11 protein-coding genes are annotated in these 14,146 nt (G+C 71.7%); 3 read left to right on the top strand and 8 right to left on the bottom strand.

Annotated elements, in window-relative coordinates:
- Window positions 1–79: 79 nt before the first annotated feature.
- The 3 genes from ACFVYF_RS02720 to ACFVYF_RS02710 form a co-directional block, all read right to left on the bottom strand.
- Window positions 80–1,840 (bottom strand): NAD+ synthase, encoded by a 1,761-nt coding sequence (locus ACFVYF_RS02720; protein WP_389449675.1) that lies wholly within the window; start codon window positions 1,838–1,840, stop codon window positions 80–82.
- Window positions 1,841–1,973: 133 nt separating this feature from the next.
- Window positions 1,974–3,605 (bottom strand): multicopper oxidase family protein, encoded by a 1,632-nt coding sequence (locus ACFVYF_RS02715; RefSeq protein WP_389449672.1) that lies wholly within the window; start codon window positions 3,603–3,605, stop codon window positions 1,974–1,976.
- A 127-nt stretch (window positions 3,606–3,732) separates the two neighbouring features.
- The gene (locus ACFVYF_RS02710) at window positions 3,733–4,464 is read right to left on the bottom strand and encodes a hypothetical protein (RefSeq protein WP_389449669.1); all 732 of its coding nucleotides are present in this window, start codon (window positions 4,462–4,464) and stop codon (window positions 3,733–3,735) included.
- 69 nt (window positions 4,465–4,533) lie between these two features.
- On the opposite strand from ACFVYF_RS02710, the gene ACFVYF_RS02705 reads away from it, so the two are divergent.
- Window positions 4,534–5,265 carry a DUF998 domain-containing protein gene (locus tag ACFVYF_RS02705; RefSeq protein WP_389449667.1) on the top strand — a complete coding sequence of 244 codons (732 nt, stop codon included), beginning with the start codon at window positions 4,534–4,536 and terminating at the stop codon, window positions 5,263–5,265.
- Window positions 5,262–6,299: an alpha/beta fold hydrolase gene (locus ACFVYF_RS02700; RefSeq protein ID WP_389449664.1), complete on the top strand. Its 1,038-nt coding sequence runs from the start codon at window positions 5,262–5,264 to the stop codon at window positions 6,297–6,299. Before ACFVYF_RS02705 ends, ACFVYF_RS02700 begins: the two co-directional genes overlap by 4 nt.
- 22 nt (window positions 6,300–6,321) lie before the next feature.
- Here ACFVYF_RS02700 and ACFVYF_RS02695 read toward each other — a convergent pair whose 3' ends face one another.
- The 3 genes from ACFVYF_RS02695 to ACFVYF_RS02685 all read right to left on the bottom strand — a co-directional run bounded on the left by ACFVYF_RS02695 (window position 6,322) and on the right by ACFVYF_RS02685 (window position 9,867).
- Window positions 6,322–8,262, bottom strand: a complete 1,941-nt coding sequence (locus ACFVYF_RS02695; protein ID WP_389449661.1) for a protease pro-enzyme activation domain-containing protein — start codon at window positions 8,260–8,262, stop codon at window positions 6,322–6,324.
- A 310-nt stretch (window positions 8,263–8,572) separates the two neighbouring features.
- Complete coding sequence (locus ACFVYF_RS02690; RefSeq protein WP_389449658.1) at window positions 8,573–9,196, bottom strand: DUF305 domain-containing protein; 624 nt, start codon at window positions 9,194–9,196, stop codon at window positions 8,573–8,575.
- A gap of 5 nt (window positions 9,197–9,201) precedes the next feature.
- Entirely contained in the window at window positions 9,202–9,867 is a 666-nt protein-coding gene (locus tag ACFVYF_RS02685) for a DUF3105 domain-containing protein (RefSeq protein ID WP_389449655.1), read from the bottom strand.
- Window positions 9,868–10,221: 354 nt separating this feature from the next.
- Between ACFVYF_RS02685 and glnA the strand changes: the two genes are divergently transcribed.
- Window positions 10,222–11,583 carry a type I glutamate--ammonia ligase gene (glnA, locus tag ACFVYF_RS02680; protein ID WP_383287156.1) on the top strand — a complete coding sequence of 454 codons (1,362 nt, stop codon included), beginning with the start codon at window positions 10,222–10,224 and terminating at the stop codon, window positions 11,581–11,583.
- Here the strand turns inward: glnA and ACFVYF_RS02675 are convergent.
- Window positions 11,543–12,616 (bottom strand): TolB family protein, encoded by a 1,074-nt coding sequence (locus tag ACFVYF_RS02675; protein ID WP_389449652.1) that lies wholly within the window; start codon window positions 12,614–12,616, stop codon window positions 11,543–11,545. The genes glnA and ACFVYF_RS02675 overlap by 41 nt on opposite strands.
- Window positions 12,613–14,145 carry an MFS transporter gene (locus tag ACFVYF_RS02670; protein ID WP_389449649.1) on the bottom strand — a complete coding sequence of 511 codons (1,533 nt, stop codon included), beginning with the start codon at window positions 14,143–14,145 and terminating at the stop codon, window positions 12,613–12,615. Before ACFVYF_RS02670 ends, ACFVYF_RS02675 begins: the two co-directional genes overlap by 4 nt.
- Between the last annotated feature and the right edge of the window lies 1 nt (window position 14,146).

Raw genomic sequence — 14,146 nt, 5'->3', positions numbered from 1 at the left:
AGCCACCCCCACCGGCACAAAGCGCCCCCCGCCTAAGGCGCCCATGCCAGCGAAACGCCCCCGCCAGACCCCCCGCCGGTCAGGCGTCCGCGTCCTCTCGCCACTGGTTGGTGATCGGCAGGCGGCGGTCCTTGCCGAAGCCCTTGGCGGAGATCTTCGTACCCGGCGGGTACTGGCGCCGCTTGTACTCCGCCGTATCGACCATCCGCAGCGTCTTGACGACCAGCCCCCGCTCGAACCCCGCCGCGACGATCGTGTCGGCCCCCTCGTCCCGGTCGACATACCGCTCGAGAATCCCGTCCAGCACGGGATAGTCCGGCAGCGAATCCGTGTCGACCTGCCCGGGCCGCAGCTCCGCGCTCGGCGGCTTGGTGAGGGAGTTCTCCGGGATGGGCGGAGTCTGCCCCCGCTCCGCCGCCGCCCGGTTGCGCCACTCGGCCAGCCGGAACACCGACGTCTTGTACACGTCCTTGATGGGCCCGTACGCGCCCACCGAGTCGCCGTACAGCGTCGAATACCCCACCGCCAGCTCGGACTTGTTTCCCGGCGCCAGCACGATGTGCCCCTCCTGGTTGGAGAGGGCCATCAGCGTCGTCCCCCGCAGCCGCGACTGGAGGTTCTCCTCGGCCAGCCCCGTCAGCCCCAGCGACCCCATGTACGCGTCGAACATCGGCTCGATCGGCACGGTCCGGAAGTTCAGCCCGGTACGCCGGGCCAGCTCCGCCGCGTCCTCCTTGGAGTGGTCGGACGAGTACTTGGAGGGCATCGACACCCCGTACACGTTCCGCGCGCCGAGCGCGTCGCACGCGATCGTGGCCACCAGCGCCGAGTCGATCCCGCCCGACAGCCCGATCAGCACGGACCGGAACCCGTTCTTCGCCACGTACGCCCGCAACCCGACCACCAGCGCGGAGTAGACCTCCTCGTCGTCCTCGAGGCGCTCCGCGTACCCACCGGTCAGTTCCGGCTCGTACGCGGGCAGCGGCTCCTCGGAGATCACCAGCCGGTCGATCCGCAGCCCGTCGTCGACGACCCCGACCACCGGCTCGGCGGCCGCGGCCGGCAGCTCCAGGTCCAGTACGACGCACCCCTCCTCGAACTGCGGTGCCCGCGCGACGACTTCACCGTCCCGGTCGACCACGATCGAGTCGCCGTCGAAGACGAGCTCGTCCTGGCCGCCGATCATGGCGAGATACGCGGTGGTGCACCCGGCCTCCTGGGCCCGCTTGCGGACCAGCTCCAGCCGGGTGTCGTCCTTGTCGCGCTCGTACGGCGAGGCGTTGACGGAGATCAGCAGACCGGCGCCGGCGGAGCGGGCGGCCGGCACGCGGCCGCCGTCCTGCCAGAGGTCCTCGCAGATGGCGAGGGCCACATCGACCCCGCGCACCCGTACGACCGGCATGGTGTCGCCCGGCACGAAGTACCGGAACTCGTCGAACACGCCGTAGTTCGGCAGGTGGTGCTTGGCGAAGGTCAGGACCACCTCGCCCCCGTGCAGCACGGCGGCGGCGTTCCGCGGGGCGCCGGCGGGCTGGCCGTACTTCGGCTGGGCGGTCTCGGACCGGTCGAGGTAGCCGACGATCACCGGCAGCTCTCCGAAGCCCTCGTCGGCCAGCCGGGCGGCCAGCGCGCGCAGCGCCGCCCGGGAGGCCTCCACGAAGGACGACCGGAGGGCCAGGTCCTCGACGGGATACCCGGTCAGCACCATCTCGGGGAACGCCACCAGATGCGCTCCCTGCTCGGCGGAGTGCCGGGTCCAGCGGAGGATCGCCTCGGCGTTCGCGGCGAGATCGCCGACGGTCGAGTCGATCTGATTCAAGGCGAGGCGTAGTTGAGGCACGGGACCAGTGTAATCGTCAGAGCGACACAATGGGGGGTGAGACGCCCCACGAGGAGACGCCCCACCCACCCGCACGGTCCCTCACGGGCCTGAGCGGGCCGCTTCTTCCGACCCCACCGACGCCCTCACGCGCTCAGCTCCGATACCCGAGCACCGTCATCATCCCCGCCTCCGCGTGGTACACGTTGTGGCAGTGGATCATCCACAGTCCTGGATTGTCCGCGTCGAAATCCACCGTCAGCGTCCCGTTCGGCAGCACGAGCGCGGTGTCCTTGCGCGGGCCGCCCGCCACGTTCGCCAGGGCGAAGGTGTGCCCGTGCAGATGAACGGGATGCCACATGCTCGTGGAGTTGGCGAACACCAGCCGCACCCGCTCCCCGGCGCGCACGGGATGGCGCTGATCCGCGCGGTAGGGCTTCTTGTCGAAGGCCCAGTCGTACTTCTCCATCCCGCCGGTGAGCTGCAAGGCCACCGTGCGGTCCGGCTTCTTCCCGGGGAGCGCCACCGACTTGTCCGCCGTCAGCTTGTCGGCCGTCAGCAGCCGCCCGTCGAGCTCCTTGGGCCGTACGCCGGCGGAGGGCGCCGATCCGCCGCCGGTCCGCAGCAGCGCGAGCGCCGACGCCTTCTTGCCCTCGGCCAGCGCGGTCAGCGGGAAGACGCCGTCCTTGGCCGTGACCAGTACGTCGTACCGCTCGCCCATGCCGAGCAGCAGGGTGTCCGTGGTCGCGTGCCGGACGGGGAAACCGTCCGTGTGCGTCACCGTCATCTCGTGCCCGCCGAGGGCGACCCGGAAGGCCGTGTCACCGCCCGCGTTCACGAACCGGATCCGGATCCGGTCCCCGGGGCGCGCGCGGAAGACCGAAGGATCCGTCGCCGTACGCCCGTTGACCAGGTAGTACGGGTAGGCGACATCGCCCGCGTCGCCGCCCAGCAGGTCGCTGCTGGAACCCATCAGCATCCGGGAGGGGCCGGGCGGGGGTGACTCCTGTCCCCGCAGTGACATGGAGGACATGTCGTGCCCCGAGTGGCCGCCGTCTCCACCGCCCGCACCGCTGCCCCCGCTGTCGCCCATGTCCATGCCTCCGCCCATGCCGCCGCGCAGCTCCTTGAGCACGGCGTCCGGCGTGGACCCGTCCACCCCGTCGACCCAGTCGTCGAGGACGACCACCCACTCCTTGTCGTACGACAGGGGCTCCCTGGGATCCTCCACGATCAGCGGTGCGTAGAGCCCGCGGTCCTGCTGGGTGCCGGAGTGGGGATGGAACCAGTACGTTCCCGGATGCGGGACCGCGAAGCGGTAGGTGAAGTCGGCACCGGGCTGGACGGCACGCTGGGTGAGGTCCGGCACCCCGTCCATGTCGTTGCGCAGCGCGAGGCCGTGCCAGTGCAGGGACGTGGGCTGCGGGAGGTGGTTGGCGAGCGTGAGCGCCAGGGTGTCGCCGGCCGTGACGCGGACCTCCTTGCCGGGCAGCTCGCCGCCGTACGCCCAGGATTTGACCGTACGACCGCCGAGGTCGAGGGAGGTCGCGGCGGCGGTGAGCCGCACCGCGCGGACCGGGCCGGCGCCGCGTCGCTTCTCGGCGGCGGCGACTTCCGGGCCGGCCGGGTCGACATACCCCTTCGGAACGCCGCCGGAGCCGCTCCCTTCCTCTCCTCCGCTTCCTCCATGACCCGTGTGGCCGGAACCCGAGCAGGCGGCCAGAATTCCCGTCCCGGCGACGGCGATCGATGCACCGAGCACGGTGCGGCGCGTGGAATTGCGCATGACTGGTGACACCTCGTCGATTGGTGTGTGTACGAGCAACTGGCGCGTCCGCTGCTTCTGGTACACCGCTCGACGCCCGGAGGTTCCCACCCCCGCGCGAGCGGCCCGAAGCAGTCGGTGCGCAGGCCTAGATGCGCAGCACCGACAGACGGGCAAGGAGAGTTCGCGGCGGGGGAGGCTCGGGCCGCAGCGTGCGCAGGGGCCGCGCGAGCACCGGTGGATGTACGGCGTCCGTCCACGGGCCGCTCCACGCCACCGCGAGCAGCAGGAGCAGGGTGAAGCCCCCGAGCACGGCCAGACAGACGGCCAGCGGGTCCATGCCCCGCATCGGCGGCATCCCGGGAGCCACGGTCTCTGCGCCGTCCATGGGCCCGGTCCGATGCGCCGCCGCCCCCGAAGCCGGCGGGCCGGCCGGGTCCCCGGCGGCTGAGGCACCCCGCTCGGCCTGATGCCCCGCGCCGGAAGTCAGGTGCTCGACCTGGCGGCCCGTGCCCGAGGTCAGGTGCTCGACCTGGCGGCCTGTGCCCGAGGTCAGGTGCTCGACCTGGCCGCCCGCGCCCGAAGTCGGGTGCTCCGCCCGATGCCCCGCCCCGGAAGTCGGGTGCTCGACCTGGCGGCCCGTGCTCGAAGTCGGGTGCTCGACGTGGTGTCCCGCCCCCGGTGCCATTCCCGCGGCGTGCGCGGTGTCGGCGGTGTACGAGACAGCGGCCGCCCCCCGACCGCCGTCCTGGTCGTGCCCGGACGGATGCCCCAGGGTGTGCATCGTCACGATCCCGAGGAGCAGCGCGGCGAACAGCAGCAGCCGCCCGTACGGCACGCGCGCGTGCAGCGCGTCGCGTGGCCGGCCGCTCGTCGTCATCCCCGCACCTTACCCCCACCGGGTATCGGCGACGTGCGGGCGGTGGCCCCCGCGCCGATCATGGAGCCCATGACGACGCCGCCCCGCATTCCCCGTGACTGCCGCGCCGTCGCCCTGCTGGTCGCCCTCGGGATACTCACGTACACCGCGTGGGTCCTGGAGGCGGTGCTCGCCACCCGCCTCGCACCGGCACGTACGTATGTCAGCGAACTGGCCGCGCAGAACCAGCCGTACGGCCTGCTGTTCCGCACGACCGATCTGGTGGCCGGGGTGCTGTTGTGGGCCGGCGGCCTCTGGGCGTTGCTGCGGCTGCCGTCCCGGGGCCGGTGGGGGACCGCGGGCTGGAGCGCGCTCGTGCTGTTCGGGACGGCCACCGCGGTGGACTCGCGACTGCCGCTGAGCTGCGCGCCGACCGTCGACGCCGGCTGCGCGGAACGTGAGCATGCGGGCCTGGTCCCGGTGACCCACACGGCGCACGCGACCAGCAGCGCGCTCGCCGTCTGCGGAGTACTGCTCGCCATGCTGACCCTCACGCACACGGCCCGCCGAGCCGCACCCGGATCGCTCCTGGCCCGCCTCGGCCCCGCCCTGGTCCTCCTCGAACTGGCCGCCACGGTCTGGACCCTGGCGGCCGTCGCCGTACTGGAAGAAGCGCACGGCGACTGGTCCCTCGGCATCGCCCAGCGCCTTCAGGTGGGGCTGATCGCCGTATGGCTGGGGGTGCTGGCGGTCTCGGTCGCCCGGGCCGGAGCACGGGCGACGGGCCGGCCCGGCGTCCTCACCGCACAGGTGCGGCGATGACGTTCGTCCGCGTCGACGGCGTGTCCCACCACGTGCGCGTGGACGGCAGCGGGCCCGTCTGTGTCCTGAGCCCCGGCCTCGGGATGTGCTGGTTCGACTGGGACCTCGTCGTGCCGCTGCTCGCCCCGCACCGCACGGTCGTGCGCTTCGACCGGCCCGGGCTCGGGCTCAGCGGGCCCACGCGCGCGTGGCCGACGCTGGACGGGGAGGCGCGGCGCATCGCGCACGTCCTGGACGCGCTCGGCATCGACGGCCCGGTGACCGTGGCGGGACACTCGCTGGCGGGCTTCCACGCCGAGGCCTTCGCGCGGCTCTTCCCCGCCCGCACGGCCGGGCTCGTCCTCCTCGACTCCAGCGTGGAGGAGGAACCGCGTCCCCGTAGGGCACGGACAGCGCGGAACGCCGCCACGCGTGCGTGCGGCACGGTCCTGAGCGCGGCGGGCATCCCGCGCGCCCTCGGCCCTCTCCTGCGCCGCGCCGCCGTACGAGCCGGCCGCACCCCGCCCGCCCCCGCGCACCGGCCCCCGGAGGACCGCGACCGCCCCGACCTCACCCACCGGGCCCCTGCCGACGGCGACCGCCCCGACCCCACCCACCGGCCCCCGAAGAACCGCGACCGCCCCCGCCGTACCCCCGGCGACCCGGCCCCGTACGCCCTGGTGCGCCGCACCTACCGCACGAGCCGTTCGCTGCGTGCCGTCCTCGCCGAGAACGCCACCTACACCGACGAGGCCGTCGAACTGGCCGCGCTGCGCGGGGACTTCCCCCTGCCGGACGTCCCGGTCACCGTCCTCGCGGCCGGCTCCCCGCGCTGGCTGGGGCGGCAGCGGGCGCTGGCCGCGTACCTGGGCGGGGCCTTCCGTGTGGTCGCGCCCTCCGGACACCTCCTGATGCTCGACCGCCCCCAGGACGTCGCGGACGCGCTGCTCTCCACCGGCGCCACGGGAGACGCGGGAGACACAGGAGACATCGGAGCCGAAGACGCGGCCGGAACACACCTGCGCCCGCCCCTCGACGAAGGGCGGGCGCGGTGATGAAGCGGGTGATGCGTGACCGTCAGTGGCGGCGGTACGAGGAGATGTAACCGGCGGCGGGCGAGCCCACTCCGGTGACGTCGTCGTAGCCCTTCACGGCCTTGAGCGAGCTGTCCTTGCCGAGGCTGCGGACGGAGGTCAGCAGACCGCCGGTCGCGTCGATGCCGTTGGCGAAGTCAACGCGCGCCACGGCGAGTTCGGAGCCCGTGGGGGTGTCCGTCACGTCGTGGTACACCTTCGAGCCGTACTTCGCGTAGATCGACGGGTTGGCGAAGCCGATCGGCTTGCCCCCGCGCGCTTCCTGGGCCAGGGCCTGGACGCCCGCGATCACCGGCGCGGCGAGCGAGGTGCCACCGATCCGGTACTCGTCGTACTTCTGCGACCCGTCCGGGAAGGTCTGCGTCTGGCCGACCTTGAAACCGGTGTTGGGGTCAGCGATCGCCGCGATGTCCGGGACGACACGGTTGCCGGCGGCGCTGTTGGCCGTGGCGAGCGCGTCCGGGACGACACCCTTCTGGTAGAAGGGCTCCGCCACGGTCTTGCTGGTGCCGCCGCCCGCGCCCGAGGTGTAGGCGCCCGGGAAGTTGGTCCAGCTCTTGCCGTCCGCGGACAGCGAGGCCTTCTCGGTGCCCCAGCCGGTCTCGAACTGGTACTTGTCGTTCTTGCCGACCGCCAGCGAGGTACCGCCGACCGCCGTCACCCAGGCCGAGTTGGCCGGGGTGTCGACCTGCTTCGTACCGGTGTTGGCGACCTCGTCGCCGTTGTCGCCGGAGGAGAAGTAGAAGCCGATGCCCTCGACCGCGCCGAACTGGAAGATCTGGTCGTAGGCCGCCGCGATGTCCGGCGTCTCGTTGGCCTCGATGTCGCCCCACGAGTTGGAGACGATGTCGGCGAGGTGCCCGTCGACGATCTTGCCGAGCGTGTCGAGGAAATCGTCGTCGTAGCAGGAGGCGGCACCCACGTACGTGATGTTCGCCGCGGGCGCGACCGCGTGCACGGCCTCGACGTCGAGGGTCTCCTCGCCGTACCAGCCGGCGGCCCCGCACTCCTCGGTCTTCGTGTACTCGGCGGGCAGCACCTGACGCAGCTGGCTGCTGCTGTACTTCGCGTCACCGTGCTTCTTCGCGTAGGTGGCCGCGTCGTAGGCGATGGTCGGCGAGGCGTACGCGTCGGTGATGGCGACCCGCACCCCCTTGCCGGTGCCCTTGCCCGCACCGTAGGCGGCGCGCAGCTGCTTGCCCGTGTATCCCTTGACCGCGTACGGGATCTTCTTGCCGTACGCGGACGGCAGGGAGGTCGCGGTCTTCGAGCCGTAATACGAGGAGAACGGCCCGGAGTTGCGGAACACCGCGTCCGGCGGCGGCAGTTGATCCTGGTGCGACGCCTTGTGCGGGGCGCTGTCCAGACCGGTGACGGTCAGGACGGCACCGTCCAGGGCGGCCGGCGCGGAAGCCGTCTTCGACGGCGCCCGGTAGGTCTTCTTGCCCTTGGTGTAGTTGTGCAGCTGCGTGCCGAACGCCTTCTCGGCGGCGGCCACATCACCCGTCACGGAGACGTAGTGCTGCGTGGTGCCGGTGACCTTCAGGCCCGCCGACTTCAGCCACGAGGTGACCTCGGCGACCTGCGCCTTGGTCGCGCCGAAACGCTGCTGCGTCTGCTTGGCGCTGAGGTACTTCCCGTACGAGGCAGAGTCCGGGTCGGACACGGCCTTGGCGTACGCGGCCAGACCGGCGGCGTCCCGGCCGGCGAGGTAGACCCGGGCGGAGACCTGGGAGCTGTCGGACGTGGCCCCCTTGTCCGCCGTGGCCGTCGCCCACGCGGGCTTGGTGCCCGCGAGGGTGTCGCGGCCCGGGCCGTCCGCGGCATGAGCCGCGGGTATGCCGAGCGCCAGCGCGCCGGCGAGGAGCGGCAGTGTCGCTGCCAGGCTCACTCCGGCGCGCGCGGTGGCGCGGTTGGATCTCATAGAACCCCCTGCGATGCGATTCTTCGCATGTAGTGGTCGGTCCGTGATCCGCGTAGACCCCCGTGCGATGTCCGGGCACGGGGGAGTGGATCACGCTGGGGTCACTCTCGCGATGAACCGTTCATGCCAGGGGAATGAAAAGGCCAAGGAAACCTCAAGTGGGTCTGATTGGCCGCCCTTTGGGCCGGTATGGCGGCAATTCCCGCGCAGATCATAGGGATATCCCTCGGTCTGCGGTACGAGGGTTCCCTTTCGTCGCCCGGGGGTGCGCCGGATTTCCCGGCCCGGGATGTGCCGGAGGCCGGACGGGTCAGTCCAGCGCCTTCGCGCCCCGCTTCTTCAGCAGGTCCGCCATCAGATCGATCTCCGACTGCTGGGAGTCCACCATGCCCTGCGCGAGCCGGCGCTCCACGCCGACCGTGCACTTCTCGACACAGCCCTCGGCCATGTGGATACCGCCCTGGTGGTGAGCCGTCATCAGCTGCAGATAGAGGACTTCGGCCGGCTTGCCGCTGAGCGTGTTCAGCTTCTTCAGCTGGGTGTCGGTCGCCATGCCCGGCATCAGCGCGCCGTCCTTGCCGGACGCCATGCCGCCCATGCCCATCCACGTCATCGGCGGGTCCGCCGACACCTTCGGCAGCTCCCACAGATCGAGCCAGCCCAGCAGCATGCCCCGCTGGTTGGCCTGCGTCTGCGCGATGTCGTATGCGAGCCGCCGTACCTCGTCGTCCTTCGTGCGGTCGCGCACGATGTACGACATCTCGACGGCCTGCTGGTGGTGGACCGACATGTCCCGCGCGAAGCCCGCGTCCGCGGAGTCGGCGGTGGGCGTGCGCGTGCCCGAGTCACCGCCGTCGGCGACCGCGTACGTGATCGCTCCGGCCGCGACCAGCGCCGCCGCGGCCGTCCCGGCGATCCAGCCCGTCTGCCGCATCCGGCTCACTGCGACAGACCGTTGGTGCAGGCGGCGCCGGGCTCCGGCGTCTGCTTGCCCTGGACGTACGAGGCGAAGAAGGCGTCGACGTCCGGGTCGCTCGCGCTCTTGACCGTGCGCTGCTTGCCCCACGCGCTGAGCATGATCGGGTCCTTCTGGTCCGCGACGGGGCTCATCAGCGTGTAGGGGGTCTTCTTCACCTTCGCCGCGAGCGCCTTGACGTCGGCGTCCGACGCCTTGCTGTTGTACGTCACCCAGACCGCGCCGTGCTCCAGCGAGTGCACGGCGTTCATGTTGTTGACCGACTTCGGGTAGACGTCGCCGTTGCAGTTCATCCAGACCTGGTTGTGGTCACCGCCGACCGGGGGCTCCATCGGGTACTTCACGGTCTTGGTGACATGGGTGCGGCCCAGCGTGCCCTTCCAGGTCTTCACGCCGTCCTTGCCCGTGACGAAGTGGCCCGCCGTGCCCTTCGAGTCGCTCGCCGAGTCGTCCTTGCCGGACTGCGAGGTGACGACGTAGGCCCCGCCGGCCACCAGACCCGCGACGACCACCACGCTCGCGGTGATCATGAGGATCCGGTTGCGGCGCTCGCGGGAACGCTCGGCGCGGCGCAGCTCCTCTATGCGCGCCTTGCGCGAGGCATTGCTGGTGTTCTTGGCGGAACCCATGGCGAGTCCTTCATCAGGTCGGACGGGCGGGACGGTCGGGTCCGCTGATCGTAGTGGGAACGGGGGCGGGGTATGCAGTGAGGTCACAGGAATGTCCGAAGCCGGCCGGGCACGACTCGTCACCGGCTCCGAGTCGACCCCGCTCCTCGGTATCGCCGGGCCCGGGTGAGCAGGCACTATGGGCAGCAGAGCAGGACACCTGCCGTACGTGAGGCGTTCAGACCGCGGCCGTCCGGCCGATCATGGTCCGCAACGCGCACGAAATGGTGTTGTGGTGGGATGCTCAGGTGCCCCGACCGTCCCCGAGGCGTGGGAGCAGGCGGCCTGACCAGCAAGGATGGGTGGAAGCGGAAGATGGACAAGCAGCAGGAGTTCGTGCTCCGGACACTGGAGGAGCGGGACATCCGGTTCGTTCGCCTGTGGTTCACGGACGTACTCGGCTTCCTCAAGTCGGTGGCCGTGGCCCCGGCCGAGCTGGAACAGGCCTTCGACGAGGGCATCGGGTTCGACGGCTCGGCCATCGAGGGCTTCGCCCGGGTGTACGAGTCCGACATGATCGCCAAGCCGGATCCGTCGACCTTCCAGGTCCTGCCGTGGCGCGCGGAGGCCCCCGGCACCGCCCGTATGTTCTGCGACATCCTCATGCCGGACGGCTCCCCGTCCTTCGCGGACCCGCGCTACGTCCTCAAGCGCGCCCTCGCCAAGACCTCGGACCTGGGCTTCACCTTCTACACCCACCCGGAGATCGAGTTCTTCCTGCTGAAGGACCGCCCGCTGGACGGCTCGCGGCCCACCCCTGCCGACAACTCCGGCTACTTCGACCACACCCCGCAGAACGTCGGCATGGACTTCCGCCGCCAGGCGATCACCATGCTGGAGTCGATGGGCATCTCGGTCGAGTTCTCGCACCACGAGGGCGCCCCCGGCCAGCAGGAAATTGATCTGCGGTATGCGGACGCACTGTCCACGGCGGACAACATCATGACGTTCCGCCTGGTCATGAAGCAGGTGGCGCTGGAGCAGGGGGTCCAGGCGACCTTCATGCCGAAGCCGTTCTCGGAGCACCCGGGCTCCGGGATGCACACCCACCTCTCCCTCTTCGAGGGCGACCGCAACGCGTTCTACGAGTCCGGCTCGGAGTACCAGCTGTCCAAGGTCGGCCGCTCCTTCATCGCGGGCCTGCTGAAGCACGCGGCGGAGATCTCGGCCGTCACCAACCAGTGGGTCAACTCCTACAAGCGCATCTGGGGCGGCTCCGAGCGCACCGCGGGCGCCGGCGGCGAGGCCCCCTCGTACATCTGCTGGGGCCACAACAACCGCTCCGCCCTGGTCCGCGTCCCGATGTACAAGCCCGGCAAGACCGGCTCCGCGCGCGTGGAGGTCCGCTCCCTCGACTCGGGCGCGAACCCGTACCTGGCCTACGCCCTCCTCCTCGCCGCCGGCCTCAAGGGCATCGAAGAGGGCTACGAGCTGCCGCCGGGCGCCGACGACGACGTCTGGGCCCTCCGTGACGCCGAGCGCCGCGCGATGGGCATCGAGCCCCTGCCGCAGAACCTCGGCGAGGCCCTCACCCTCATGGAGCGCAGCGAACTGGTCGCCGAGACCCTCGGCGAGCACGTCTTCGACTTCTTTCTGCGCAACAAGAAGAGCGAGTGGGAGGAGTACCGCAGCGAGGTCACGGCGTTCGAGCTGCGGAAGAACCTGCCGGTGCTGTAGCCCCGGTTCGCTGGTTCACGTACGCGGGAGACACGGCCGCGGTGCTGATGCGCCGCGGCTTTCCCGTGCCGTCGGACGGGATCGTGTAGAGGTCGGCTCCGTAGTCGCCGGGGAGGGCGTAGACCAGGGTGTGGTCGTCGCGCCAGACGGCCTGGTCGTCGACGCTGCGGGGCTCGGCGAGCGGGGTCTCGCGCAGGGTGCGCAGGTCCAGGGTGTAGAGGCGCCAGGGGGCGTCCTTGGAGAGGCCCTTGACGCGCTTCTTGAAGGCGATGCGTGTGCCGTCGGGGGAGAGCGACGGGCATTCGACGTTCGAGCGGACGGTGGTGACCGTGCGGGCCCGGAGGTCGCCCCGGACCAGATAGGTCGAGCCCTTCGTCGCCAGCGTCGCGTAGAAGGTGCGGTCGTCGTCCGCGAACGTGACGCCCCAGAAGTTCACGTCCGCCGCGCGGTACGTCCTGCCGTCCTTGACGATGCGGAACGCCTCAAGGGAAGAGGTCAGTTTCCCGGTGCGGGTGTCGACGACGGCCGCGCGGGTGGAGAAGTTCGTGCCCGCGTACGAGTCGCCGCCCACGAACGCCGTCCAGGCGGCGTACCGGCCGCTGGGGGAGACGCGGGCGCGGGACGGGATGCCGGGGACGTCGTAGCGGGCCGTCTCGCGCAGGTGCGCATCCAGCAGCACCGCACGGTAGGTGTCCTGGACGGCGCCGTGCACCGCCTGGAGACAGACCCCGGTGCCCGAAGCCGCGTAGAAGCGCAGGCACTTGACCTTCGACGCGGTGCGCGGGCCCGACGGATCCGACGCCGGGACCGAGGTCAGCTCGTCGCGGTGCGGGCCCCACGCCATGTTCCGGAACACCAGGCGGCCGGTGTCACCGGTCAGCGCGACCGGGCCCGCGGTGATCGTCGGGCCGCCCGGCTGGGCCCGGTCGCGGCGGTCGGCGCGGGCCGAGGCGTGCAGCACGGAGGCGGTGGCGACGCCGGCCAGGACGACGAGGGCCGCGATCAGGACCAGGATGCGGGTACGCAGGGTCATACCGTGCCCTCCGAGGGCGGTGCGGTCGGACAGAGACGGAGTGCGAACAGTGCGCAGCCGGCCAGCGCCACGGCCGACGCGGTCAGCGCCGTACGGTCGCCCCACGCCGTCCAGGCCGCCCCGAAGCCCAGCGAGCAGACGAACCGGGCCAGCGCCTGCCCCGTCTGCACCAGGGCCAGCCCCGACGAACGCAGTTCCTCCGGCACGTTGTCCGACGCGGCGGCCATCAGCACGCCGTCCGTCGCCGCGTAGAAGCCGCCGTGCAGGAACAGGACCGCGTACGGCAGCGCGCTCCCCTGCCAGGAGGAGAGCAGCAGGAGGTACGCCAGGAGCAGGGCGCCGTGGCCCGCGAGGAACACCCGCCGGCGGCCCGCCCGGTCCGCGAGCCGCCCCAGCGGGACGGCGAGGAGGAGGAACGCGGCCGCCGTGCCGACGGGGAGCAGGGCGAACCAGCGGTCCGGCACGCCGAGGCGGCGCTGGAGCAGCAGATAGACGAAGGAGTCACTGACCGTCGCGAGGCCGAGAAGGAGGGCGCAGACGGTGATCCGGCGCAGGTCGCGCTGCTGCAGCAGGGCAAGGGCCGCGCGGAGGCTGGGAGCGGCGCGGGGGGAGAGGGGCTTATGGCAGTCCGAAGCCGAAGCCGAAGCCGAAGCCGAAGCCGAAGCCGAAGCCGAAGCCGATACCGATACCGGAGCCGGAGCCGTGCCCGATGCCGGAGCCGTGCCCGAAGCCGAAGCCGAAGCCGAAGCCGAAGCCGGACCTGGACCTGGACCCGGACCCGGACCCGGACCTGGACCCGGACCTGGACCCGGAACCCGACCCGGACGGAGGGCCGGGGCGCCCTCCTCGCGCCGCCGGGGACCGGTCACCGCCCCCGCACGCGCGCCCGGCACGAACAGCACCAGCACCAGGACACCCACCGCCGCCACGCAGAAGCTCACCATGAACACCGCGTCGTACCCGTCCACCGTCGCCCGGAGGATCAGGAACGCGACCAGCGGGCCGAGGAGCGCGCCCGCCGTGTCCATGGCCCGGTGCACACCGAAGGAGCGCCCCCGGCTCTCGGGCGTGCTCGACAGCGAGATCAGGGCGTCGCGCGGGGCCGTGCGCAGGCCCTTGCCGGTGCGGTCGGCGGCGAGGATCAGGCCGATGGGGGTGAGGGTCTGGGCCATCAGGAGCAGGGGTTTGCAGGCCGCCGACAGGCCGTAGCCGAAGCCCGCGACCCACTTGTGGCGGCCGCCCCCGCGGTCGGCGAGGTGGCCGCCGGCCAGCCGCACCAGCGCCGAGAACCCGTTGTAGATCCCGTCGAGGAGCCCGAAGCCCAGTGGCGACAGGCCGAGGCCCGCCACCAGGTACAGGGGCAGCACCGCCGTCACCATCTCCGAGGAGACGTCGGTGATCAGGCTGACCGTGCCGAGCGCCAGGACCGTCGGCGCGACCGCGGCACGGCGCCGCCCGGCTCGGGGCCGGGCGGCGCCGTCCGCGGACGCCGACGCCGGGGAGCCGGCGCGGCTGTCCGCCACGTACACG

Source organism: Streptomyces sp. NPDC058274 (genome assembly GCF_042881375.1).
Classification (GTDB): domain Bacteria; phylum Actinomycetota; class Actinomycetes; order Streptomycetales; family Streptomycetaceae; genus Streptomyces.
The sequence above is the reverse complement of the archived record's forward strand: the minus strand, read 5'-3'. Positions and strand labels throughout refer to the sequence as shown.

Coding starts and splice junctions, on each gene's coding strand:
- ACFVYF_RS02715 (WP_389449672.1), bottom strand. CDS start 3,605: ATGCGCAATTCCACGCGCCGCACCGTGCTCGGTGCATCGATCGCCGTC.
- ACFVYF_RS02710 (WP_389449669.1), bottom strand. CDS start 4,464: ATGACGACGAGCGGCCGGCCACGCGACGCGCTGCACGCGCGCGTGCCG.
- ACFVYF_RS02705 (WP_389449667.1), top strand. CDS start 4,534: ATGACGACGCCGCCCCGCATTCCCCGTGACTGCCGCGCCGTCGCCCTG.
- ACFVYF_RS02700 (WP_389449664.1), top strand. CDS start 5,262: ATGACGTTCGTCCGCGTCGACGGCGTGTCCCACCACGTGCGCGTGGAC.
- ACFVYF_RS02695 (WP_389449661.1), bottom strand. CDS start 8,262: ATGAGATCCAACCGCGCCACCGCGCGCGCCGGAGTGAGCCTGGCAGCG.
- ACFVYF_RS02690 (WP_389449658.1), bottom strand. CDS start 9,196: ATGCGGCAGACGGGCTGGATCGCCGGGACGGCCGCGGCGGCGCTGGTC.
- ACFVYF_RS02685 (WP_389449655.1), bottom strand. CDS start 9,867: ATGGGTTCCGCCAAGAACACCAGCAATGCCTCGCGCAAGGCGCGCATA.
- glnA (WP_383287156.1), top strand. CDS start 10,222: ATGGACAAGCAGCAGGAGTTCGTGCTCCGGACACTGGAGGAGCGGGAC.
- ACFVYF_RS02675 (WP_389449652.1), bottom strand. CDS start 12,616: ATGACCCTGCGTACCCGCATCCTGGTCCTGATCGCGGCCCTCGTCGTC.